The 21,280-nt window shown below is 53.1% G+C and carries 19 protein-coding genes, 1 tRNA gene and 1 pseudogene; 12 read left to right on the plus strand and 9 right to left on the minus strand.

Annotated elements, in window-relative coordinates; all coding sequences use genetic code 11:
• Positions 1–300: 300 nt before the first annotated feature.
• Both CKQ53_RS12780 and CKQ53_RS12785 read right to left on the minus strand, forming a co-directional pair.
• Positions 301–377: transfer RNA gene (locus tag CKQ53_RS12780), tRNA-Val, on the minus strand.
• Positions 378–530: 153 nt separating this feature from the next.
• Positions 531–1,904, minus strand: coding sequence for an MATE family efflux transporter (locus tag CKQ53_RS12785; RefSeq protein WP_085652820.1), 1,374 nt, complete (start codon positions 1,902–1,904; stop codon positions 531–533).
• A gap of 264 nt (positions 1,905–2,168) precedes the next feature.
• On the opposite strand from CKQ53_RS12785, the gene CKQ53_RS12790 reads away from it, so the two are divergent.
• Positions 2,169–2,816 (plus strand): riboflavin synthase subunit alpha, encoded by a 648-nt coding sequence (locus tag CKQ53_RS12790; RefSeq protein WP_085652821.1) that lies wholly within the window; start codon positions 2,169–2,171, stop codon positions 2,814–2,816.
• Between the two features lie 48 nt (positions 2,817–2,864).
• Here the strand turns inward: CKQ53_RS12790 and cfa are convergent, their stop codons facing one another.
• Positions 2,865–4,016 carry a cyclopropane fatty acyl phospholipid synthase gene (gene cfa / locus CKQ53_RS12795; protein WP_085652822.1) on the minus strand — a complete coding sequence of 384 codons (1,152 nt, stop codon included), beginning with the start codon at positions 4,014–4,016 and terminating at the stop codon, positions 2,865–2,867.
• 348 nt (positions 4,017–4,364) lie between these two features.
• Entirely contained in the window at positions 4,365–5,390 is a 1,026-nt protein-coding gene (gene purR, locus CKQ53_RS12800; protein WP_085652823.1) for an HTH-type transcriptional repressor PurR, read from the minus strand.
• A 376-nt stretch (positions 5,391–5,766) separates the two neighbouring features.
• Here purR and cydH point away from each other — a divergent pair, with 376 nt between their 5' ends.
• Entirely contained in the window at positions 5,767–5,859 is a 93-nt protein-coding gene (gene cydH, locus CKQ53_RS12805) for a cytochrome bd-I oxidase subunit CydH (RefSeq protein ID WP_099045404.1), read from the plus strand.
• A gap of 110 nt (positions 5,860–5,969) precedes the next feature.
• On the opposite strand, the gene CKQ53_RS12810 is transcribed toward cydH, so the two are convergent.
• Entirely contained in the window at positions 5,970–6,893 is a 924-nt protein-coding gene (locus CKQ53_RS12810) for a C40 family peptidase (RefSeq protein WP_094118012.1), read from the minus strand.
• A 338-nt stretch (positions 6,894–7,231) separates the two neighbouring features.
• Between CKQ53_RS12810 and CKQ53_RS12815 the strand changes: the two genes are divergently transcribed.
• Positions 7,232–7,582, plus strand: a complete 351-nt coding sequence (locus CKQ53_RS12815) for a Grx4 family monothiol glutaredoxin (protein WP_085652825.1) — start codon at positions 7,232–7,234, stop codon at positions 7,580–7,582.
• Between the two features lie 88 nt (positions 7,583–7,670).
• On the opposite strand, the gene rnt is transcribed toward CKQ53_RS12815, so the two are convergent.
• Together rnt and gloA are read right to left on the minus strand one after the other, a co-directional pair.
• Positions 7,671–8,345, minus strand: a complete 675-nt coding sequence (gene rnt / locus CKQ53_RS12820) for a ribonuclease T (protein WP_085652826.1) — start codon at positions 8,343–8,345, stop codon at positions 7,671–7,673.
• Positions 8,346–8,454: 109 nt separating this feature from the next.
• Entirely contained in the window at positions 8,455–8,862 is a 408-nt protein-coding gene (gene gloA, locus CKQ53_RS12825; protein WP_026742642.1) for a lactoylglutathione lyase, read from the minus strand.
• 314 nt (positions 8,863–9,176) lie between these two features.
• On the opposite strand from gloA, the gene CKQ53_RS12830 reads away from it, so the two are divergent.
• The gene (locus CKQ53_RS12830; protein ID WP_085652827.1) at positions 9,177–9,416 is read left to right on the plus strand and encodes a DUF1289 domain-containing protein; all 240 of its coding nucleotides are present in this window, start codon (positions 9,177–9,179) and stop codon (positions 9,414–9,416) included.
• A 179-nt stretch (positions 9,417–9,595) separates the two neighbouring features.
• Positions 9,596–10,033, plus strand: a complete 438-nt coding sequence (slyA, locus tag CKQ53_RS12835; protein ID WP_085652828.1) for a transcriptional regulator SlyA — start codon at positions 9,596–9,598, stop codon at positions 10,031–10,033.
• Between the two features lie 143 nt (positions 10,034–10,176).
• Here slyA and CKQ53_RS12840 read toward each other — a convergent pair whose 3' ends face one another.
• Positions 10,177–10,644 carry an outer membrane lipoprotein gene (locus CKQ53_RS12840; protein WP_085652829.1) on the minus strand — a complete coding sequence of 156 codons (468 nt, stop codon included), beginning with the start codon at positions 10,642–10,644 and terminating at the stop codon, positions 10,177–10,179.
• A 340-nt stretch (positions 10,645–10,984) separates the two neighbouring features.
• Between CKQ53_RS12840 and anmK the strand changes: the two genes are divergently transcribed.
• The 5 genes from anmK (at position 10,985) to pdxY (ending at position 15,720) form a co-directional block, all read left to right on the plus strand.
• Positions 10,985–12,097 carry an anhydro-N-acetylmuramic acid kinase gene (anmK, locus tag CKQ53_RS12845; RefSeq protein WP_118895049.1) on the plus strand — a complete coding sequence of 371 codons (1,113 nt, stop codon included), beginning with the start codon at positions 10,985–10,987 and terminating at the stop codon, positions 12,095–12,097.
• A gap of 78 nt (positions 12,098–12,175) precedes the next feature.
• Positions 12,176–12,484, plus strand: a complete 309-nt coding sequence (locus CKQ53_RS12850) for an MliC family protein (RefSeq protein ID WP_094118013.1) — start codon at positions 12,176–12,178, stop codon at positions 12,482–12,484.
• A gap of 93 nt (positions 12,485–12,577) precedes the next feature.
• A complete protein-coding gene (gene pdxH / locus CKQ53_RS12855; RefSeq protein ID WP_094118014.1) occupies positions 12,578–13,279 on the plus strand; it encodes a pyridoxamine 5'-phosphate oxidase in 702 nt (233 codons plus the stop codon).
• A 214-nt stretch (positions 13,280–13,493) separates the two neighbouring features.
• Entirely contained in the window at positions 13,494–14,771 is a 1,278-nt protein-coding gene (gene tyrS / locus CKQ53_RS12860; protein WP_094118015.1) for a tyrosine--tRNA ligase, read from the plus strand.
• 85 nt (positions 14,772–14,856) lie between these two features.
• Positions 14,857–15,720: a pyridoxal kinase PdxY gene (gene pdxY, locus CKQ53_RS12865; RefSeq protein ID WP_094118016.1), complete on the plus strand. Its 864-nt coding sequence runs from the start codon at positions 14,857–14,859 to the stop codon at positions 15,718–15,720.
• Positions 15,721–15,786: 66 nt separating this feature from the next.
• Here pdxY and gstA read toward each other — a convergent pair whose 3' ends face one another.
• Positions 15,787–16,401 carry a glutathione transferase GstA gene (gstA, locus tag CKQ53_RS12870; RefSeq protein ID WP_094118017.1) on the minus strand — a complete coding sequence of 205 codons (615 nt, stop codon included), beginning with the start codon at positions 16,399–16,401 and terminating at the stop codon, positions 15,787–15,789.
• Between the two features lie 455 nt (positions 16,402–16,856).
• Here gstA and acnA point away from each other — a divergent pair, with 455 nt between their 5' ends.
• Both acnA and CKQ53_RS12880 read left to right on the plus strand, forming a co-directional pair.
• The gene (gene acnA / locus CKQ53_RS12875; protein ID WP_420844241.1) at positions 16,857–19,514 is read left to right on the plus strand and encodes an aconitate hydratase AcnA; all 2,658 of its coding nucleotides are present in this window, start codon (positions 16,857–16,859) and stop codon (positions 19,512–19,514) included.
• 140 nt (positions 19,515–19,654) lie between these two features.
• Positions 19,655–21,243, plus strand: a pseudogene (locus tag CKQ53_RS12880) (ABC transporter substrate-binding protein).
• Positions 21,244–21,280: the final 37 nt, after the last annotated feature.

The raw sequence follows: 21,280 nt of genomic DNA on the forward strand, positions 1-21,280 counted from the left end.
GAGTCTAAACACGCCCAAAAATGAAACAAAGACCACGGCTTTCCGTGCGGGTCCGCGAGAAAAAAACGGTGACACGACGGGAGGGGGAAACTGAGTCAGGAAAGTGAAAAATAGCTATCAATAATAAAGAGTTAGTGTTGCGTTAATGCCAAATAATGGCGCTATGGGGTCAACAGGAGGGGAAGCCGAACATATTGAAGAACAGGCGGTTTTGGGCTTAGTGCGACCATTAGGCAGGCAATTTTAGCACTTAGAATAAGAAATAATAAAAGGCGGATTAGTGAAAAGAAAAAGCAGGAATGGTGCGTTCTAATGGACTCGAACCATCGACCCCCACCATGTCAAGGTGGTGCTCTAACCAACTGAGCTAAGAACGCATTCCTGAAATGCTGCTGTCTGTGCGACAACGGGGACGGATATTAACGACCTGAACGGCGGCTGGCAAGGGGCAAATAAACCAAATTGCCGCCTTGCCGGTTCGATTGATGAGCTTATATCCAGTTCGCCGTTTTTTTCATCATTTCAGTGGCTTAATGCTCTGAACGCGCCAGCGTGACCGACGCAGGCTGGTTCTGTACCCAACGAATACGCAAACCCATCATAATGGCGGAAGCGGTCAGGCCAATGATAAATCCGCACCAGAATCCTGCCGGACCCATCGGCGTGACCAATAGATCCGTTAGCGCCAGCATGTAGCCGAAGGGCAGACCGAGCACCCAGTAGGCGGTGAAGGTGATAAAGAAAATAGAGCGGGTGTCTTTGTAGCCGCGCAAAACGCCGCTGCCAATAACCTGAATGGCATCCGACACCTGATAGATAGCGGCAAGCAGCATCAAATGCGAGGCCATCGCAACAACCTGAGGATTGTCATTGTAAAGCAAGGCGATCGGTTCACGCATTACAACGGTGAATATTGCCGTGCAGAGCGCCAGCGCAACGCCGCAAAAAATGCTGGTGCGGGCGGCAATGCGAGCATTAGGCACAGAGCCTTCCCCAAGCCGGTGCCCGACCCGAATCGTGGCGGCGACGCCAAGCGACATCGGCAGAACAAACATCAGCGAGCTGAAGTTAAGTGCTATCTGATGGCCGGCGACATCGATGACGCCCAGCGGCAACACGAGCAGGGCGACAACCGCGAACAGGCTGACTTCGAACAGGATCGCCAGGGCGATCGGCAGTCCAAGATTGAATAGCCGTTTGATGACGGGCCAGTCGGGGCGCAAGGGCGTGGCATAGCTGCTGATATCCTGTATCCAGCGGGCCCGGCGCATGTAGCCCGCCAGCAAAAACAGCATGGTCCAGTACACCGAGGCAGTGGCGACGCCGCAGCCGATCCCACCCAATTCGGGCATGCCAAGCTTACCGTGAATAAACACGTAGTTGATCGGGATGTTGACCAGCAGGCCGATGAAACCGACGATCATCCCCGGCTTGGTTTTGGATAGCCCTTCGCACTGGCTGCGCAGCACCTGGAAAAACAGGTAGCCCGGCACGCCCCAAAGCAGCGCACGCAGATACCCCACCGCCTTGTCCGCCAGCTCCGGCGACTCGTTGTGCATCAGATGAATGACTTTGTCGCCTTGATAGAGCACGAGCATGGTGACGACGGAAACCGCGGCGGCCAGCAGAAAGGCCTGCTGCCGCTGATGCGCGATGCGTTCACGCCGGCCTGAGCCGTTGAGCTGGGCCACCACCGGCGTCAACGCCATCAATAGACCGTGGCCGAACAGGATGACCGGCAGCCAGATCGAAGTGCCGACCGCCACCGCCGCCATGTCGGTAGCGCTGTACGAACCGGCCATAATGGTATCGACGACACCCATGGATGTTTGAGACACCTGCGCGATGATGACGGGAATTGCTAGCGTTAACAGCTGACGCGCTTCGGATAGGTACTTTTGCACGCGAACACCTTTTGTAGATCGACAGTTCGTCATTCGAGATGACGCTATCATCCTATTTATTTGAAAAAAGTGGGGTATTGTAATGTTCTAACAACATTTTACCAATAACTTGTCTATATATAGCGGCTAAACCTAGCAGGTAAAACTGTCTGTCAAACTACCCATATCACACCATATCGTGCAAACTGACGTTAGCGCTTTTGTCGCGGGCCTGAGGTCTGCGACATTCTCTAATCGAATTGGATTTGTAAAGAGGCAGAATTAATGTTTACCGGTATCGTTCAAGGCACCGCGCCGGTGGTGTCTATTGATGAAAAAAGCAACTTCCGCACTCATGTCCTGCAGCTGCCGCATGAGCTGCTGCCCGGGTTACAGATCGGTGCGTCTATCGCTAATAACGGCTGCTGCCTGACGGTGACTAAAATCGACGGCGATCGGGTCAGCTTCGACATCATGAAAGAGACGCTGCGTTTAACCAACCTGGCTGATTTGCAGGTGGGTTCTTGGGTTAACGTCGAACGCGCCGCGAAATTTGGGGATGATGTGGGGGGGCATGTGATGTCCGGCCATATTATGTGTACGGCGGAGATCGTGAAGATTCTCACCTCGGAAAATAATCATCAGATCTGGTTCCGTCCGGCGGACGAAACGCTGATGAAGTATATTCTGCACAAAGGGTTTGTCGGCATCGACGGGATCAGCCTGACGGTCGGTGAAGTGACGAAAAGCCGCTTCTGCGTGCATCTGATCCCCGAAACGTTACAACGCACCACGCTAGGCAAGAAACGACTGGGCGATCACATCAACATTGAAATCGATCCGCAGACTCAGGCGATTGTCGACACCGTTGAACGCGTTCTGGCGAATCAGAACCTTTCTCTTTCCGTGGTTCCTACGCCTTCTCAGGCCTGATCGGGATAGCAGGTTGGCGGAAAATATAAGCTCCGCCAACCTGAGTCCTCAACGTGGTGCGCGAATTCCGCCTTCCACGCCATTTGTGCTGAACAACACCTGCCATAACTGGATATTCCGCGCCCGGAAGGCGCCCGCACAGGCGTTCAGGTAATAGCTGAACATGCGCTGGAAACGTCCGGAATAGGCGTTGGCCAGCTCCGGCCAATGCTGATGGAAGCGTTCATGCCACGCCATCAGCGTGCGGTCATAGTCGGCGCCGAAGTTGTGCCAGTCTTCCATTACCATGTAAGGCTCGCTGGCGTGCGCGATATGCTGCACGGACGGCAGACAGCCGTTGGGAAAAATATAGCGGTCAATCCACGGGTCAACCGATAGGTCGGTTTTGTTCGCGCCGATGGTATGCAGCAGGAACAGGCCCTTGGGTTTGAGATTTTTGCGGACGACGCGGAAGTAGGTGTCGTAATTTTTGGGGCCGACGTGTTCGAACATGCCGACGGAGACGATGCGGTCGAACTGACGATCTAAATCGCGGTAATCTTCCAGCAGGATAGTGACGTCCAGATCCCGACATCGCTCTTGCGCCAGTCGCTGCTGTTCACGAGAGATGGTGACGCCAGTCACCGATACGCCATAGTGCCTGGCGGCATATTCGGACAATCCCCCCCAGCCACAGCCGATATCCAATAGCGTCATACCGCGCTGCAATTGCAGTTTTTCGCATATCATGCGCAGCTTGTTTTCCTGCGCCTGCTCCAGCGTCTCGGCTTCCTTCCAATAGCCGCAGGAGTACTGCATGTAAGGGTCAAGCATGAGTGAGAAAAGGTCATTGCCGAGATCGTAATGCTCTTTTCCGACGATCCAGGCTCGTTTTTTGGACTGTAGGTTGGTGAGACGGGCGATAACAACGCGGGCGATATCACTGACATGTTTGGGGAGCTTATTATCAAGCCCGGCCCGGAGTACGCGGTGAAAGAAAATATCCAATCTTTCACATTCCCACCAACCGTCCATGTAACTCTCTCCAAGACCGAGAGAGCCTTCTCGCAACACGCGTTTATAGAGGTCAGGGTTTTTCACCTGAATATCGAACGGGCGAGAGCCGTTAATGGCGATGTCCGCCGATGACAACATTTCTTTTACAATCTGGAACCAGGACGTGTTATGGGTGCCCAGTTCCTCCACATAAGATGAACTCATAACCTCTCCCTATCTTGCTGTTAGCGGTCAGCGCAAGAAACAGCTTAGATAATATTTACCTGTAGAAGGTGTCGGTGGACGTGATCCATCGTCTATCCCCCGAAAAAGGGACTGGGGGAAATTAAGAGAAAAGCCGGTACGAAAGGCATCTATCCGTGCCACAAAAGCCAGAGTAGGCAATATGTTATATCGGCACGATAGTAAACTGCTCAGTATGTCTTGTTCGTAGGTTATTGTCTTAGAAGACAATGACAAGTTTATGACTGCTTCAACCAGGGTACAAGCTTTAAATGGCTGAAGCAGGAGAAAAGGCGAGGGTAATTATTTCACGCGAAATAGATGTAATAACTAACGACGATAATCACGGAATGGGCCGTCAGCCACGGATCGACGCTCAATTAATCGCGGGTGAACTTCGATCACCTGAGACGTTTCCCGCTTGCTGGTAATTCGGTCAAGCAGCATGGCAAACGCGGATTGTCCTAACCGTTCTTTTGGCTGATGAATGGTGGTCAGCGCAGGGGTGAAGTAGCGGGAATGACGAACATTATCGTAGCCGATAATGGAGATATCCTGAGGCACGCGCAGCCCAAGTTCATCCGCGGCGCAGAGCGCGCCCATCGCCATGATATCGCCGCCGCAGAATACGGCCGTCGGTCTATTTTTCTGCGCCAAAATCTTCTGCATGGCTTGGTAGCCTGATTCCGGCTCGAAGTCGCCCTGTACAATCCACTCTTCACGGAGATCAATACCCGCTTCTTCGAGCGCTTTTCTGAACCCAAGATAACGGCCGCTGCCGGTATTGCGCTCCTGCAACCCCGGAATAGCCCCGATGTCCCGGTGGCCGCGTTCAATAAGGTATTGCGCGGCGAGGTATCCGCCTTCGAAAGCGTTATCGATAACAGTATCGGTGAAGTCGCTGTGTGCCTGGCCCCAGTCCATCACCACCATCGGGATGTGACGATAGCCTTCCAGCATCGACAGAAGCTCTGGCGGGTATTCCGCACACATCACCAGCAGCCCATCCACGCGCTTTTGCGCCAGCATGGCGAGATAGGCTCGTTGTTTGTCCAGATCGTTATGGGAATTGCAGAGAATCAGCGTGTAGCCTTTGGCATAGCAGCTGTTTTCGACTGATTCGATAATCTCCGCGAAATAGGGCGCTTCGCTGGATGTCGCCAGCAGGCCGATAGACTTGGTGTTATTGACTTTCAGGCTGCGTGCGACCGCGCTCGGAGAATAATGCAGTTCGTCAATGGCGGCGCGAACGGCGGCTTTAGTCTCTTCGGCGACGAATCTGGTCTTATTAATGACGTGGGATACGGTTGTGGTTGAAACGCCAGCACGTTTTGCCACATCTTTAATCGTTGCCATCTAAATGACTCCTAAACCTACTTCCTGCAGCAGTAAGTAACTTGTTAATCGTTTGCCTGCGCGAATTCTTCTCTTTCTGAAGATAGGTGTCATTCAGAAGGAGGGTGTCGACGGATATACCTGAAGATAGGAAATGATGCTCGACCAACGGAGTTCGTACAGCAGTAAACCGGCAATTCTGTCCGATCTGGCCTGAAAGTGGAAGTGTTTATTCTTATCCTGTAACGATTAACGCACCGTACTGCTGGAATGGAACAGAAAGGTCACTTTCCCATAACATTATATTCATCGTTTGAGTGCTGAACGTCGTCGGTTCCCCTATAATGAACCGGCATTGCGACCTTGTGTGTTGTGCTGAAAAATTGAGGAGAGAGTGATGGATACGAATTTGAAAATGTCGCTGTTGACGACGGTAGCGGCATTGGCGGTGATTGTTGCCTTTAGCTTTACCGCGGTATTTGGCGCATAAACTGTTCTGCCAACAATGGTGCTCACCGGACTTCTTTCGCGTGAGTACGTGGGAAAAAAGGGACTTCGGTCCCTTTTTCTATTTGCTTCAGTTCGAAAGATTGCCGCAGATTATCGGACTGTCTGAGGCATGACGACCCGACGTGCGCCTATGTAATGTTCCTGCCAATAATCTTCGCTGAGCTTGCTGATTTTAATATCTGATCCGGCGCGCGGAGACTGAATGAATTTCCCGTTTCCAACATAAACGCCGACATGATCCGCCGTCCCGCGGTGGTTGATACGGAAGAACACTAAATCACCGCTTTCCAGCTCGTTTTTCTTGATTGGCGCGGCATCACGCAGATGAAACATTTCATTGGCGGTACGAGGAATGGGGATTTTCACAATATCTTTGTAGGCGTAATAAACCAAGCCGCTGCAATCGAAGCCGGTGTATGGCGATGAACCGCCCCAGTGGTAGGGTTTGCCGATTTGGCTCATTAGCTTGTTCATCGCGGTGACTTTAGCGCGCTGCGAGCGTTGTTTATGCGCGGCGCTTAGCGTCAGACCGTCGGTTTCGACCACATCGTCTTTTCTGCTACGGGTGATACGACTGGCGGTTGTCTTTTCTTTTTTCATGCTTGCTGGGTGGGCCCGTTTCGACATTTTCTTAGTCGACGCCAGTGTGGTTAGGGGCCTGGATATTTTTTTGACGTTCTTTTGCGTGGATTGACGGGGAGAAACGTCTTTATTTGAAGTGGTGCGGGTCACTGCCGATGCATGTTTTACGCCGCGTTTGGCATTTTTGTTGTTATTGGCATCAACGGTGGTTTGAGTCTTCGGCGGTTTACTGCGGATTTTTTTCTTGTCTTGTGTGGATGTTCCGGATTTTTTAGCGTTTTTGGTTTCTTTATTTTTCTTCGTATCGGCGGCATCCGAGGGATCGACGGTGGATTTACGGGGCGTTATCGCCGGATCGTGGGGGGCCGATATCGCCTGGCTGAAAACCAAGCTGCTAAAAACCAATACGAAAAAAGTCGCAAGTAAACGCATTATAGTCTGACCGATGGTTGTTCTTGAACGTCCGATTTCCACAGTATTCCTCAAATCAGCATGATTACAAAGCGCGAATAAGCAGTTAATGAGTACAGAATAGTGAAAAATCGTTAATACGTATTTTTTTCTCGGTATTAATGCTTATTTTTGTTGATCATTTAACCGGTTACCGTTTCTAAAAACCATTCGTCGATAACCTTACAAAAGATGGCGTTTTTTGTGGTTATCGCTATCGTTAAAATGTGTCAGAGTAGTTGGGGTGAGCGTATGCCCTTTACTGATGCTATGGCTAGTGGCTTATCATTAGCCATCACGTGCTTTAAGGAAGCAATAGAATGACGACAACGACAATTGAGAAAATCCAGCGTCAAATCGCTGAAAACCCGATTCTGCTGTATATGAAAGGTTCCCCAAAACTGCCGAGCTGTGGTTTTTCTGCTCAGGCGGTTCAAGCGTTGTCGGCATGCGGCGAGCGTTTTGCTTATGTCGATATCCTGCAGAACCCGGATATCCGTGCGGAACTGCCTAAATATGCCAACTGGCCGACGTTCCCACAGCTATGGGTCGATGGTGAGCTGGTCGGTGGCTGTGACATAATAATCGAAATGTATCAGAGCGGTGAGTTGCCGAAGCTGATCAAAGAAACGGCTGAAAAGCATAATGCTCAGCAGCAGGACCAAGAGTAAGTCAGAGGTTGGGACGATGGCGGGATTGACCGCGCGTCCGGCACTGAATAGGGCGGCTTAGGCCGCCCTTATTGTGTCTAAATGAAGTTTAACGCTGAGCCTCGGCGGTATTGTCTTCTTCGGACTCATTAAGCGGCAACGGCCATCCGCCCATTTTTTTCCAACGATTAACCAGTTCACAGAACAGCAGCGTGGTGCGTTGGGTGTCATACAACGCGGAATGCGCCTGCGAAGAGTCAAACGGAATTCCGGCGGTGATGCAGGCTTTAGCCAACACGGTTTGCCCAACAACCAGTCCGCTTAAGGCGGCAGTATCAAAGGTGGCGAAGGGGTGGAAAGGGTTACGCTTGAGGCTGCAACGTTCGGCAGCGGCCATGAGAAAACTGTGATCGAAAGTGGCGTTGTGCGCCACCACGATAGCGCGATTACAGCCTTGATCTTTCATCCCTTTCCGCACCATTTTAAAAATTTCGTGCAGTGCATCGTATTCTTTGACGGCGCCGCGGAGCGGATTACTGGGATCGATGCCGTTGAAGGCCAGCGCTTCGGGCTGCAGGTTGGCGCCTTCGAAAGGTTCTACATGGAAATGTAGTGTCTGGTCCTGCTGCAACCAGCCGTTGTCATCCATTTTCAGCGTGATGGCTGCAATCTCAAGCAGCGCATCCGTTTTAGCATTGAATCCAGCGGTTTCCACGTCGATGACGACAGGATAAAACCCGCGAAAACGGGCGCTCAGTGCGTTCAGATTAATTTTCTCAGCCATCAGTCTCTTTTCTTTAGCAAAAATGCAGTGCGTATTATGGCAAACTTTTGAAGGGGATGCAGTAATGCGGAGGCGACGGACGCGGTGGCGCGCCCGTCAGTGGGATAGGTTAGTTGCCCAAGCCCTGGCCGGCATGTTTGTTTTCAATCAGCTCGATTTTATATCCGTCAGGATCTTCAACGAAGGCGATAATAGTCGTTCCGCCTTTAACCGGGCCTGCTTCACGCGTCACCTTGCCACCGTCCTGGCGAATGCGGTCACAGGTGGCTGCCACGTCATCTACGCCCAGTGCGATGTGCCCATAGGCTGAGCCCAAATCGTAGCTATCGACGCCCCAGTTATACGTCAACTCAATCACAGCGCCTTCGCTCTCTTCCGTGTAGCCTACAAAAGCCAATGAATAGCGGTATTCCGTATTTTCGCTCGTGCGTAACAGTCGCATGCCCAATACCTGGGTATAAAAGTTAATGGAACGTTGTAAGTCGCCAACACGCAGCATGGTATGAAGTAAACGCATAATTTCCTCTCATTCGGCTTTTGTCAGTCACCATCACCGTGGACCACGGAAAATAGTCTGCAAAGTATAGCGTTCATAAAACTTTCAGTCCAAATCATTATTTTTCAATGTGTTAACACTCTGTTTAATGAACGGAAACGTGCATTTGTGATTTTAGGGTTTTCATCGACAGAAGACTATCGGACCTGTTATGGTCTGCTAAGAATTGGGTTGCGGTTAGTCAATTACCTGAACTATTTTACGGATATCGGCAACGAATGCTTGCCTGCTATTGCTAACAACGGTTCAATAAAGGGATCCGATGAGGAGGTCCCGTGGCTGAGCAGCTCGAACTTTTTCCTGTACCTAATCCCTGTCGTGGTATCTGCCAAGCGAATGAACGTGGTTTTTGCCGCGGATGTTTCCGTAGTCGGACAGAACGTTTTACCTGGACTCAGATGAGCGATGCTGAAAAACAGAATGTTTTGAGGCTATGCCGACAAAGAATGAAGCGGTACGAGAGAGTAGAACAACCATTATCATCTACAGAGCCGGAACAACCGCCCTTGTTTTAATGTTTGTTGTGATGTTTAATGCCAAAAATTAAGTGTAAGATCATTTTTAATTAATTATTATTTGGTAAAATCTCTTGCGCTTTTAGAACAAAATTTAACTTCTTATTTTCTTTTCTATTAAATCAGAAATGGTTGCAATCCAGGGATATAACTTAGTCTGCTAATTATAAGGAGAGGTGATGGAATTGCCATTAGGATCTGATTTAGCTCGGTTGGTACGTGTTTGGCGCGCTTTGATTGATCAACGTTTAAAGCCTTTGGACTTGACTCAGACACATTGGGTCACTTTGCATAATATACATGAACTGCCCCCCGGACAGTCTCAAATCCAGCTAGCGAAAGCGATTGGTATTGAGCAGCCTTCATTAGTCCGTACGTTGGACCAGCTGGAAGATAAAGGGCTGATCACGAGACATATTTGTACACACGATCGACGCGCAAAGCGTATTCTTTTGACTGAAATGGCTGATCCAATCATTGTGGCGGTGAATGATGTTATACAACAAACGCGCAGTGAAATACTGGATGGCATTACGCCAGAAGAAGTAGATAAATTAACGGTAATTATATCTCGATTGGAAAAAAATATACTGTCATTACATGAGAGCCAATCCTAATTAAATGCATTTCTAAAATGGATAAGTAATAGAGAGTTATTTGCGCCATCGTTTATTGACGAGAGTTGGCTGAACGGTTTATCAACAATTAATTGAAGTGCCAAATCACCACCCCTATGGGTGGTGATTGTGTTTGTTTAGCGTTAACGAGGGGAAACTGTCAGGGTTCGGCCATTGTTTGCCATGGCTACACGTTGGCCCGAGTAAAAGCGGGTATTTCCTTGTTTTTGGACCACCATGATGGTGCTGCCGTCATCGCGGCGAATTTCGAGCTCAACGCCTTGAGTACGATTCGCTGCGCCTTCAATGCTCGACCCAGCCACGCCGCCTGCGACCGCACCCGCGGCCGTCGCCAGACTACGTCCTGCGCCTCCGCCAATGGTATTCCCCAGGAAACCACCGAGAACCGCGCCGCCTACCGCGCCGATGACGTTGTTGTCCTCACCAGCTTGAATCTGCACCGGACGGGTGGAAACGACCGTACCGTAAGTCACGGTTTGAACCTGCTTGGCTTCGGATGCGCTGTAGACATCGCCTGATAACGTGCTGGTGTTTGCGCAGCCAGCCAGTGTGACGCTTGCGATGGCAATGACAATGAAACGCTTCATCATAAAAAACTCCTAATGACTATGTCGGGCTGGCACAGCCGGGTGCCGGCGAAAAAGAGGTGTGTTTAGATTATGGTCTGTTCCCAGCGCCATTCCACTTTAAACACCAAGTTAAAACACTGCGCTTAAATTGATGATAAACACGCTACAAAGTTCCCGCTTGAACTGCCTGTCGTCATCATCGCGGTCAATTTTAGACGTGTTGCCCGGAATGACGGTATCGGAATACTGTATTTCATGTCATCAAAAAAGGTAACCTGCTTTTTTGATTGACTATTTCTCTAAGACTCTACGTTAGTGATAAGACTCACTTACTGTTAACTATAGGCGCAGGTAAGCAGACATGCAGTCAGGAAGATATATAGGAGTCATGTCAGGCACTAGCCTGGATGGCGTCGATGTGGTGCTGGCCGAGATTGGCGAAGGGCATGTGGTTCAGCTCGCCAGCCATTGCCACCCCATGCCGGAAATGATGAAACAGGCGATTCTCGGTATGTGCCAAGGCCAGGCGGTGACATTGTCAGCGGTGGGGCAGTTGGATACGCAATTGGGGAGGCTATTCGCCGAGGCGGTTCAAACGCTGTTGGCGCAGACTTCGCTGCGGGCCGGAGACATTACGGCCATCGGCTGCCACGGACAAACGGTGTGGCATGAGCCTCAAAGCCCGGTTCCCAGTACGATGCAAATCGGCGATAACAACCAGATCGCGGCCCGGACCGGTATCACGACGGTGGGGGATTTTCGTCGACGAGACATGGCATTGGGTGGGCAGGGCGCGCCGTTGGTCCCGGCTTTTCATCACGCGCTGCTTAGCAACGAAAGCGAACGGCGAGTCATTCTCAATATCGGCGGTATCGCGAATCTTTCTCTGCTGTTGCCGGGCCAGCCGGTCACCGGTTTTGATACCGGACCCGGCAATATGCTGCTCGATGCATGGATTCGCCAGCATCAGTCACTCGCCTATGACAAAGACGCCGTGTGGGCGCTGAGCGGCAGAGTACATCACGGGTTATTGCAGCGCATGCTGAGCGATCCCTATTTTTCGCTGCCTGCGCCGAAGAGCACGGGGCGAGAATATTTCAATCTACGTTGGCTTGAACAACAGCTGGAGTCTTTTCCTGAGATCGAACCGGCTGATGTCCAGGCCACGCTCGTGGAACTCTCTGCGGTCAGCATCATCCGGCAGATTACGCAGTCCGGTGGGGCCGAACGATTACTGGTTTGCGGCGGTGGGGCGCGTAACCCGCTCTTGATGCAACGGCTAGCGGCATTGTTGCCTGAGACAGCCGTTAGCCCGACTGATGCCTTTGGCATTAGCGGCGATGACATGGAAGCGTTGGCTTTTGCCTGGTTGGCCTACCGCACGCTCTCGGGCTTGCCCGGGAATCTGCCCTCGGTGACCGGCGCTAGTCAGGAAACGGTATTGGGCGCGATTTATCCTGCAATGTCCGACTAATCGGACTTTCCTGAGCTCATCCCATCCGACCGGTTGGTAGACTGCTTTCCGGTTCAACAATCACGATGGGAGATAGCGATGAACAGAATGTGGCTGGCGGGGATGGCGCTGGTGCTTTTGAGCGGCTGTAGTCAATTCAGGCATGCTCAGGATAACGTGATGCACTATCAATGTGGGACGATGCCGCTGACGGTGACCCAGACGCAGCAGCAGGGTCACGAGCAGGTCGCGTTCTTGCTCGATGGCGAACGGCTTCGCTTATCAGAGATCGCTGATAGCGCGGGAGCACGGTACAGCGATGATAACTATACCTTTGAGCGTACCGGCAATCGGGCTGCAATCCAACGAAACGGCAAACTGATCGTCGATGACTGTGTGCTGAAGTAACGGACAGATTGGGGGCTATCAACATTGAGATTTTCACCCGGCGGGCGCAGAATGATTTCACGTAGATCCCCGTTTGTGTGATGGAAGGACGCAATGACAACGGAAAATGAACCCTCACGTAATACGGTTGCGATAGCGCCCGAAGCCTCAGCTGTTCAAACTGATATCGCGGATTTACGCCGCGAATATACCCAGGGCGGGCTGCACCGTCGCGATCTGACGGAAGATCCGTTAGATATGTTCGAACGCTGGTTGAAGCAGGCCTGCGACGCTCGGTTGAGCGATCCCACCGCGATGTGCGTCGCCACGGTGGATGAAACGGGTCAACCTTATCAACGTATTGTCTTGCTGAAACATTTCGACCGTCAGGGCATGGTGTTTTATACCAACCTCGGTAGCCGCAAAGCCCAGCAGTTGGCCAACAATGCCCGCATCAGCCTGCTTTTCCCGTGGCAGATGCTGGATCGTCAGGTGGCGGTCATCGGCCACGCTGAAAAACTGCCGACGCTGGACGTGTTTAAATACTTCAATAGCCGCCCCAAAGACAGTCAGATCGGCGCGTGGGTGTCGAGACAGTCCAGTCGTATCTCCGCGCGCGGTATTCTCGAAAGCAAATTCCTGGAGTTGAAGCAGAAGTTTCAACACGGCGAAGTGCCGCTCCCCAGCTTTTGGGGCGGTTACCGCGTGCATATCGACAGCATGGAGTTTTGGCAGGGCGGTACGCATCGATTGCACGACCGTTTCCTTTATCAACGTCAGGAAAATGGATGGCAAATAGACCGTCTCGCGCCGTAACGGACGAAAACCTGCACAAGCCTCTGGCGCTCCCGCTAACCGCGCTTTATTCTATGGCGTTTTCTGCCGCTCACCGCGAACGGCGGCTTATTGTATAGCATCAGATTCGACGGTTATCCTTTGTTCCAACGTGGTTGGAATTATGGCACCAGTACGTTTCCCGGCGGCCAAACGCCGGGGATACGACACGATTTTCTATAAAATGGAGTTCCCAATGGCGAGTAGTAACCTGGTAAAACAATTGCAAGAGCGGGGCCTCGTGGCTCAGGTGACGGATGAGGAAGCGTTAGCAGAGCGACTGGCGCAAGGGCCGATTGCACTGTATTGCGGTTTCGATCCGACCGCCGACAGCTTGCATTTGGGGCATCTGGTTCCGCTGCTTTGCCTGAAACGTTTCCAGATGGCGGGCCACAAACCGGTGGCGCTGGTGGGCGGAGCGACCGGCCTGATCGGCGACCCGAGCTTTAAAGCGACCGAACGCAAGCTGAACACCGAAGACACTGTGAACGAGTGGGTGGAAAAAATTCGACGTCAGGTCGCCCCGTTCCTGGACTTCGACTGTGGCGAAAACAGCGCCATTGCCGCCAACAACTACGACTGGTTCGGCTCCATGAACGTACTGACGTTCCTGCGTGATATCGGTAAACACTTCTCTGTGAACCAGATGATCAACAAAGAGGCGGTCAAACAGCGTCTTAACCGCGACGACGTGGGCATCTCCTTCACCGAATTCTCCTACAACCTGCTGCAGGGTTACGATTTTACCTCTCTGAACAGCGCGCATGGTGTTGAGCTGCAGATTGGCGGTTCCGATCAGTGGGGTAACATCACTTCTGGTATCGACCTGACGCGCCGTATGAATCAAAAACAGGTCTTCGGCCTGACGGTTCCGCTGATTACAAAAGCCGACGGCACGAAATTCGGGAAAACCGAAGGCGGCGCGGTATGGCTGGATGCCAGCAAAACCAGCCCGTACAAATTCTATCAATTCTGGATCAACACTGCGGATGCAGACGTCTATCGCTTCCTGAAATTCTTTACCTTCTTGAGCATCGAAGAGATCAACGCGCTGGAAGAAGAAGACCGCAACAGCGGCAAGGCACCGCGCGCGCAGTACGTGCTGGCCGAGCTGGTCACTCAGATGGTGCATGGCGATGAAGGTTTGGCCGCGGCGCGTCGTATCACGGACAGCTTGTTCTCCGGCGCGTTGCAGGATATGACGGAGGAAGACTTCTCCCAGCTGGCGCAGGACGGGATGCCGACCATCGAACTGGAAAAAGGCGCCGACCTCCAGCAGGCGTTGGTCAGCGCTGAGCTGGTGCCATCACGCGGTCAGGCGCGGACGATGATTTCGTCCAACGCCGTTTCCGTGAATGGCGAAAAGCAGAGCAATGCGGAATACACCTTCAGTGATGAAGACCGTTTATACGGTCGTTACACGCTGTTGCGCCGCGGTAAGAAACATTACTGTCTGGTTTGCTGGAAAGCGTGATCGTTTTTGAAGGGAGCGCGATGCTCCCTTTATTTTTTTTATAACGGGAAAAATCGCAATACAGGGGCAAGGGTAGCAATCGTTCATGAAAAATATACTGTCGATCCAGTCTCACGTCGTCTTTGGCCATGCCGGCAACAGCGCCGCCGAATTTCCGATGCGCCGTATGGGCGTCAACGTCTGGCCGTTGAACACGGTGCAGTTTTCCAATCATACCCAGTACGGACAGTGGACCGGCTGCGTCATGCCAGCTGAACATCTGACCGAAATTGTACAAGGTATCAGCAACATCGACCGACTGAAGGACTGCGACGCGGTATTGAGCGGTTACATCGGTTCTCCCGAGCAGGGCGCGCACATCCTGGATATCGTTCGTCAGGTCAAAGCGGCCAACCCGAATGCGATCTATTTCTGTGACCCGGTGATGGGGACGCCTGAGAAAGGCTGTATCGTCGCCCCCGGCGTGACGGACTTCCACTGTAACCAGTCGTTATTGGTCAGTGACGCCATTGCGCCCAACCTGCCTGAACTGGAACTGCTGAGCGGACGCACGGTGCACAACGTTGATGAGGCGGTCTCGGCGTGTCGAGAACTGTGTCAGCGCGGTCCGAAACTGGTGTTGGTGAAACATTTGAGCCGCGCGGCCTACCGTCAGGACAGCTTCGAAATGCTGCTGGTGACGGCGACAGAAGCCTGGCATATCAGCCGCCCGCTGGTGGATTTTGGCGAGAAACAGCCCGTGGGCGTCGGTGATTTGACTAGCGGTTTGCTGTTGGTGAACTTGCTCAAAGTCGTTGCGCTGGAGAAAGCGCTGGAGCACACCACGGCCGCCGTATACGACGTCATGCTGATGACCAGTGAAATGAAACAGTACGAACTACAGCTGGTGGCGGCACAGGATGGGATCGCACATCCTCGCCATCATTTCCAGGCCGTCCGACTCGGATAAGGCGTTATCTGCAAAACAAAAACGGGGAACGCAATGCTCCCCGTTTTTGACTCCAGAACGGCTGACTCAGGTAATAAGCTCCAGTCCTTCCGCCGTCATCGCTTTTTCTACCGACGGCCGGTTCCCGACGCGCTCAATGTAATGGTTCAACGCTGGGAATGCGCTCAAGTCGAACTTCAACTTATGCGTCCAGCGGGCGATAGTGAACAAATAGGCATCGGCGACGCCAAACCGATTGCCGATGAGGTAGTCATGCTCGCTCAGCACCATGTTCAGGTAGTTGAACCGCTGCTTCAGGTAGCTTCTCATCAGGTCTTTATACGATTCCGGGGTGCCGGGGCGAAACAGCGGCGAAACCGCCTTGTGCACTTCCATTGCGATGTAGTTCAACCACTCGATGGCATGGTAATGATGGATCGTATCGGGAGGCGCGATGAGGTTACATTGCGGGGCTTTGTCCGCCAGATAGAGCCCGATGGCGACCGCTTCGGTGAGTACGCTGCCGTCGTCCAGCTCCAGTGCCGGGACTAAACCTTTAGGCGCGATATGCAGGTAATCCCGGCCTTGTTCCGTTCTCTTGGTGTGCAGGTCCACCCGTTCCAGCGTGAAGTGCGCGCGCGTTTCGCACAGGATGATGTGAGGAAACAGCGCGGAACTGCCAGGGGTGTAATAGAGTTTCATACGTCGTTCCTTCCGTAAAAACTGCCATTCGGTTCGGTGTGTTGTTCTTGTTGTAGGCTGTTGCATTATGGTGAGAAATCGTTGAGGCGTGATGTGCGTTGCCTCGCATATTATTTACAGTAAAAATTAATTCGCGTCTGCCTTTCTCCGCACTTATCTGCGTGCTCTTCGACCGATTTTTCTCTCACATTTCTCACGCGATACCGCAGGTAGCGCCGTGTTTTTAGCTCATGCCTATCGTTATAATAACGGCCGTTGTTATGGAAACGTTATTTTTTGTTTGTGTTATCTTTAAATAAAACCACAAACAGATGCCGGTTATTGTCTGCTGGCGGCCATCAGTTATGGCACTCCTGCCCGCTGGCGCGGACGTCCTGTTTGCCATCACGGCGCCTCGCAGGGTAGGTCCGCATTAGCCCGGAGGAAGCATGTCAACACAACATCGCACTGCCTGCATGGAAACGCTGACCGCGGGTCAGCACACCTATCATTTCTTTAGTCTGGCGTTGGCCGCCGATCGTTGGGGCAACATTGACGCCTTGCCCAAGTCCCTGAAAGTGTTATTCGAAAATGTTCTGCGATTCTACGACGGCGATAGCGTCGGTGATGACGATCTGCGTGCGCTGGTCGCGTGGCAAGTCAGCACCCACGGCGATCGAGAAATCGCCTACCGACCTGCACGTGTGCTGATGCAGGACTTCACCGGCGTACCCGCCGTGGTTGATTTGGCGGCGATGCGGGATGCCGTGCGTCGGCTCGGTGGCGATGTCGACAAGGTTAATCCGCAAGCCCCGGTCGATTTGGTGATCGACCATTCGGTGACGGTAGACCACTTCGGCGAACAAAACGCGCTGGAGGAGAATACGCGACTCGAAATGATGCGTAATCATGAGCGCTATGCGTTTCTGCGATGGGGGCAGAAAGCCTTCCGCCACTTCAGCGTGGTGCCGCCTGGCACCGGCATCTGTCATCAGGTGAATCTGGAGTATTTGGCGAAAACCGTCTGGTTTGAACAGGATGGGGAGCAGCGAATCGCCTATCCGGATACCTTGGTCGGTACTGATTCTCATACGACGATGGTGAATGGTTTGGGCGTATTGGGCTGGGGCGTCGGAGGCATTGAGGCTGAGGCGGCGATGCTGGGTCAGCCCATCTCCATGCTGATCCCGGACGTTGTCGGATTCAAGCTGACGGGACGAATGCGCGAAGGCATCACCGCGACCGATTTGGTGCTGACGGTGACCCAGATGCTGCGCAAACACGGCGTGGTCGGCAAATTCGTGGAGTTTTACGGTGATGGTTTAGCCCATTTGCCGCTGGCCGATCGGGCGACGCTGGGCAACATGGCGCCAGAGTATGGGGCGACCTGCGGCTTTTTCCCCGTCGATGAAGTGACCCTGGATTACCTGCGCCTGACCAACCGCAGCGAAGAGCAGATTGCGCTGGTGGAAAGCTACTCCAAGCGTCAGGGGCTCTGGCGCAATCCGGGGGATGAACCTCGTTTTTCCAGCCAGCTTGAGCTGGATATGGGCATGGTGGAAACCAGTCTGGCCGGTCCTAAACGACCTCAGGACCGGGTTGCATTGGCGGATGTGCCTGCGGCTTTTCAGGCCAGTCGGGAGCTGGATCTGAATACCAACCCGCCGTCGCAGAGCGTCGCGCCGACGTTCAAATTGGCTGGTGAAACGCATGCGCTGCGGGAAGGCGCTGTCGTCATCGCGGCCATCACTTCTTGCACTAATACCTCTAACCCGAATGTGTTGATGACGGCGGGCTTGCTGGCACGCAATGCCGTGGCGCGCGGACTGCGGACTCGTCCGTGGGTGAAAACCTCACTCGCGCCCGGTTCTCGGGTGGTGACGGAATATCTGGCTCGCGCCGGGCTCACCGAGGCGTTGGACCGTCTGGGCTTTAATCTGGTGGGGTACGGCTGCACTACCTGTATCGGTAACTCCGGGCCACTGCCTGCGCCGGTTGAAGCGGCGATTCGGCAAGGTGACTTGACCGTCGGCGCCGTGCTGTCCGGCAACCGCAACTTTGAGGGGCGCATTCACCCCTTGGTAAAAACGAACTGGCTGGCGTCTCCGCCGCTAGTGGTGGCCTACGCGCTGGCGGGCAATATGACGGTAGATCTGAGCCGCGATCCGCTGGGCGAGGATGACCAGGGCCAGCCGGTTTATCTGCGCGATATCTGGCCTTCTGCAAAAGAAGTCGCTGACGCGGTGCAAATGGTCAGTAGCGATATGTTTCGTCGCGAGTACGCCGAAGTCTTTTCGGGAACGGCGGAGTGGCAGGGGATCGCGGTCGGCAACGAACCGACTTATCGCTGGCCGGCGGACTCGACCTACATCCGTCAAACGCCGTTTTTCAATACGATGCAGATCGTGCCGGAGCCGGTCAAAGACATTCACAACGCCAGAATCCTTGCCATTTTGGGCGACTCCGTCACGACCGACCACATTTCTCCTGCGGGAAATATCAAAGCTGACAGCCCGGCGGGCCGCTATTTGCAGGCGAATGGCGTGGAGCCAGACGCGTTCAACTCCTATGGCTCTCGTCGTGGAAATCATGAAGTGATGATGCGCGGGACGTTCGCCAACATTCGTATTCGCAATGAAATGGTCCCAGGCAAGGAAGGGGGTTATACGCGACATATTCCCTCGCAGGACGTCCTGGCGATTTACGATGCCGCGATGCGCTATCAGCAGGATCAGGTGCCGTTGGCCGTGATCGCGGGCAAGGAGTACGGCTCGGGGTCGAGCAGAGACTGGGCCGCGAAAGGACCGTGCCTGCTGGGCGTTCGCGTCGTCATTGCCGAAACGTTCGAGCGTATTCACCGTTCCAACCTGATTGGCATGGGGATTCTCCCTTTGGAATTTCCGGTAGGCGTCACTCGCAAAACGCTGGGACTGAACGGGGGAGAGCGTATCGATATTGCTGGACTGACCGATTTGCAACCCGGCAGTACGGTGGCGGTGACGATCGTATCCGACGAGGGAGAAACGCAAACGGTAAATACCCACTGCCGGATTGATACCGGAAACGAGCTGACCTACTACCGTCACGGCGGAATTTTGCATTATGTCATCCGCAATATGCTAAACGACAAGTGACATTGTCACTTTGTGTCGACCATACGTACGTCCTCTTGTTCGAGGTGAGAAAATCGCGTATCACTGAGGCCGCAGGTTTTTACCATCACATCGTGTAAGAGGGAAACACAATGGCAAAGGAACATATCAGGCTGGCGGTGATGCTGAGCGCATTGAGCATGGTGACATCAGCGGTAGAAGCGGCGATCGTGCCGGCTGGCACCGTCTTAGCGGATAAACAGGAGCTGGTGCGCGGTAATGGATCGGAACCCGCGACGTTGGACCCGAATCGCGCGGAAAGCGACGTTGAGGCCAATATCATTCATGACTTCTTCGATAATCTGATCTGGGCGAACGATGACGGCAGCTTCAGCGGGGGTTAGCCGAGCGTTGGGAAAACAAGGACTATCAGGTGTGGACGTTTCATTTGCGGCCCGGCCTGATGTGGTCGGACGGCAGTCCGATCACGGCCGACGATGTGGTGTTCAGCTGGCAACGCCTCAGCGATCCGAAAACGCTATCGCCGTACCAATCGTTTATTCAAAGCATGCATCTGCTGAATGCCAAGGCGATTACGCGAGGCGAAAAAGGCCCTGAGACGCTGGGCATCAAGGCGCTGGATCCGCAAACGGTGCAGATCACGCTCGACCAGCCGCTGTCTTACTTTTTGTCGATGGCTTCGCATTATGTGTTATCTCCGTTGCCGAAAGCGGTGGTCGAAAAGTATGGCGACAGCTGGACGCAGCCGGGGCACTTTGTCAGCAGCGGGCCGTATACGCTCAGCGAATGGGTGGTCAATGAACGGCTGGTGGGAAAGCGCAATACTCGCTACTGGGACAATCCGCACACGGTGATAGACAAGGTCACCTATCTGCCGATCCCATCGCCGACCGCGGAAACCAATCGCTATAAGTCTGGCGAGATCGACATCACGAATACGCTGCCGCCCCAGCTGTTTAAGTTTCTACAGCAGTCGCTGCCGGGGCAGGTCAGAGTGTCTCCGTTCCTCTCGACCTATTTCTATAAATTAAATACCCAGAAACCGCCGTTTAATGACGCGCGTGTGCGGCGAGCGCTCGATCTGGCGCTGGATAAAAATGTGATCGCGGAGAAGGTGATGGGGATGGGGGAAAAACCCGCCTATAACTATATCCCCAGCGGAATGGCGGGCTATACCAGCCATCAGCCCGTCTGGGCTAACTGGACTCAGCAGCAGCGTATTGCGGAGGCCAAAAAACTGCTGCAGGAGGCCGGTTTCGGCAAAGACCATCCTTTGCGTTTTGAACTGCTCTACAACACGTCAGAAGCGCATCAGAAACTGGCGATCGCCGCCAGTGCGATGTGGAAACAGTCTTTGGGCGTAGAGGCGACGCTGGCCAATCAGGAGTGGAAAACGATGCTGGATACGATGCGTGACGGCCGTTTTCAGGTGGTCAGATCGTCATGGGTCGCTGACTACAATGAGCCGTCAACTTACTTCAATACCATGCGCACCAATGACAGCAACAATCAGGGTAAATTCAGCGATCCCGCCTTCGACGCACTACAAGATAAGGCGATAACAGCAGGTAGCCTGGAGCAGCGCAACGCTTATTACCATCAGGCGGAAGCGATTTTGCAGCAGCAAATGCCGCTGATTCCGATGTACTACTACGTGCGTAGTCAACTGGTCAAACCTTACGTCGGAGGTTTCAAAACCGATCTGATGGGGAATTTCTACACACGGGATTTTTATATTACTAAACACTGAGAAGAGGGCGTCAGGGACTTGCCCTGACGCCCTTAGG

The organism is Lonsdalea britannica, from assembly GCF_003515985.1.
Taxonomy (GTDB): Bacteria; Pseudomonadota; Gammaproteobacteria; order Enterobacterales; family Enterobacteriaceae; genus Lonsdalea; species Lonsdalea britannica.

What these genes read in the sequence shown, in the direction of transcription:
- purR (WP_085652823.1), bottom strand. Translation starts at nt 5,390, where the DNA reads ATGGCAACGATTAAAGATGTGGCAAAACGTGCTGGCGTTTCAACCACA.
- rnt (WP_085652826.1), bottom strand. Translation starts at nt 8,345, where the DNA reads ATGGCTGAGAAAATTAATCTGAACGCACTGAGCGCCCGTTTTCGCGGG.
- tyrS (WP_094118015.1), top strand. Translation starts at nt 13,494, where the DNA reads ATGGCGAGTAGTAACCTGGTAAAACAATTGCAAGAGCGGGGCCTCGTG.
- gstA (WP_094118017.1), bottom strand. Translation starts at nt 16,401, where the DNA reads ATGAAACTCTATTACACCCCTGGCAGTTCCGCGCTGTTTCCTCACATC.
- slyA (WP_085652828.1), top strand. Translation starts at nt 9,596, where the DNA reads ATGGAATTGCCATTAGGATCTGATTTAGCTCGGTTGGTACGTGTTTGG.
- CKQ53_RS12850 (WP_094118013.1), top strand. Translation starts at nt 12,176, where the DNA reads ATGAACAGAATGTGGCTGGCGGGGATGGCGCTGGTGCTTTTGAGCGGC.
- pdxY (WP_094118016.1), top strand. Translation starts at nt 14,857, where the DNA reads ATGAAAAATATACTGTCGATCCAGTCTCACGTCGTCTTTGGCCATGCC.
- anmK (WP_118895049.1), top strand. Translation starts at nt 10,985, where the DNA reads ATGCAGTCAGGAAGATATATAGGAGTCATGTCAGGCACTAGCCTGGAT.
- CKQ53_RS12815 (WP_085652825.1), top strand. Translation starts at nt 7,232, where the DNA reads ATGACGACAACGACAATTGAGAAAATCCAGCGTCAAATCGCTGAAAAC.
- acnA (WP_420844241.1), top strand. Translation starts at nt 16,857, where the DNA reads ATGGAAACGCTGACCGCGGGTCAGCACACCTATCATTTCTTTAGTCTG.
- CKQ53_RS12810 (WP_094118012.1), bottom strand. Translation starts at nt 6,893, where the DNA reads ATGCGTTTACTTGCGACTTTTTTCGTATTGGTTTTTAGCAGCTTGGTT.
- gloA (WP_026742642.1), bottom strand. Translation starts at nt 8,862, where the DNA reads ATGCGTTTACTTCATACCATGCTGCGTGTTGGCGACTTACAACGTTCC.
- cfa (WP_085652822.1), bottom strand. Translation starts at nt 4,016, where the DNA reads ATGAGTTCATCTTATGTGGAGGAACTGGGCACCCATAACACGTCCTGG.
- CKQ53_RS12840 (WP_085652829.1), bottom strand. Translation starts at nt 10,644, where the DNA reads ATGATGAAGCGTTTCATTGTCATTGCCATCGCAAGCGTCACACTGGCT.
- CKQ53_RS12790 (WP_085652821.1), top strand. Translation starts at nt 2,169, where the DNA reads ATGTTTACCGGTATCGTTCAAGGCACCGCGCCGGTGGTGTCTATTGAT.
- cydH (WP_099045404.1), top strand. Translation starts at nt 5,767, where the DNA reads ATGGATACGAATTTGAAAATGTCGCTGTTGACGACGGTAGCGGCATTG.
- pdxH (WP_094118014.1), top strand. Translation starts at nt 12,578, where the DNA reads ATGACAACGGAAAATGAACCCTCACGTAATACGGTTGCGATAGCGCCC.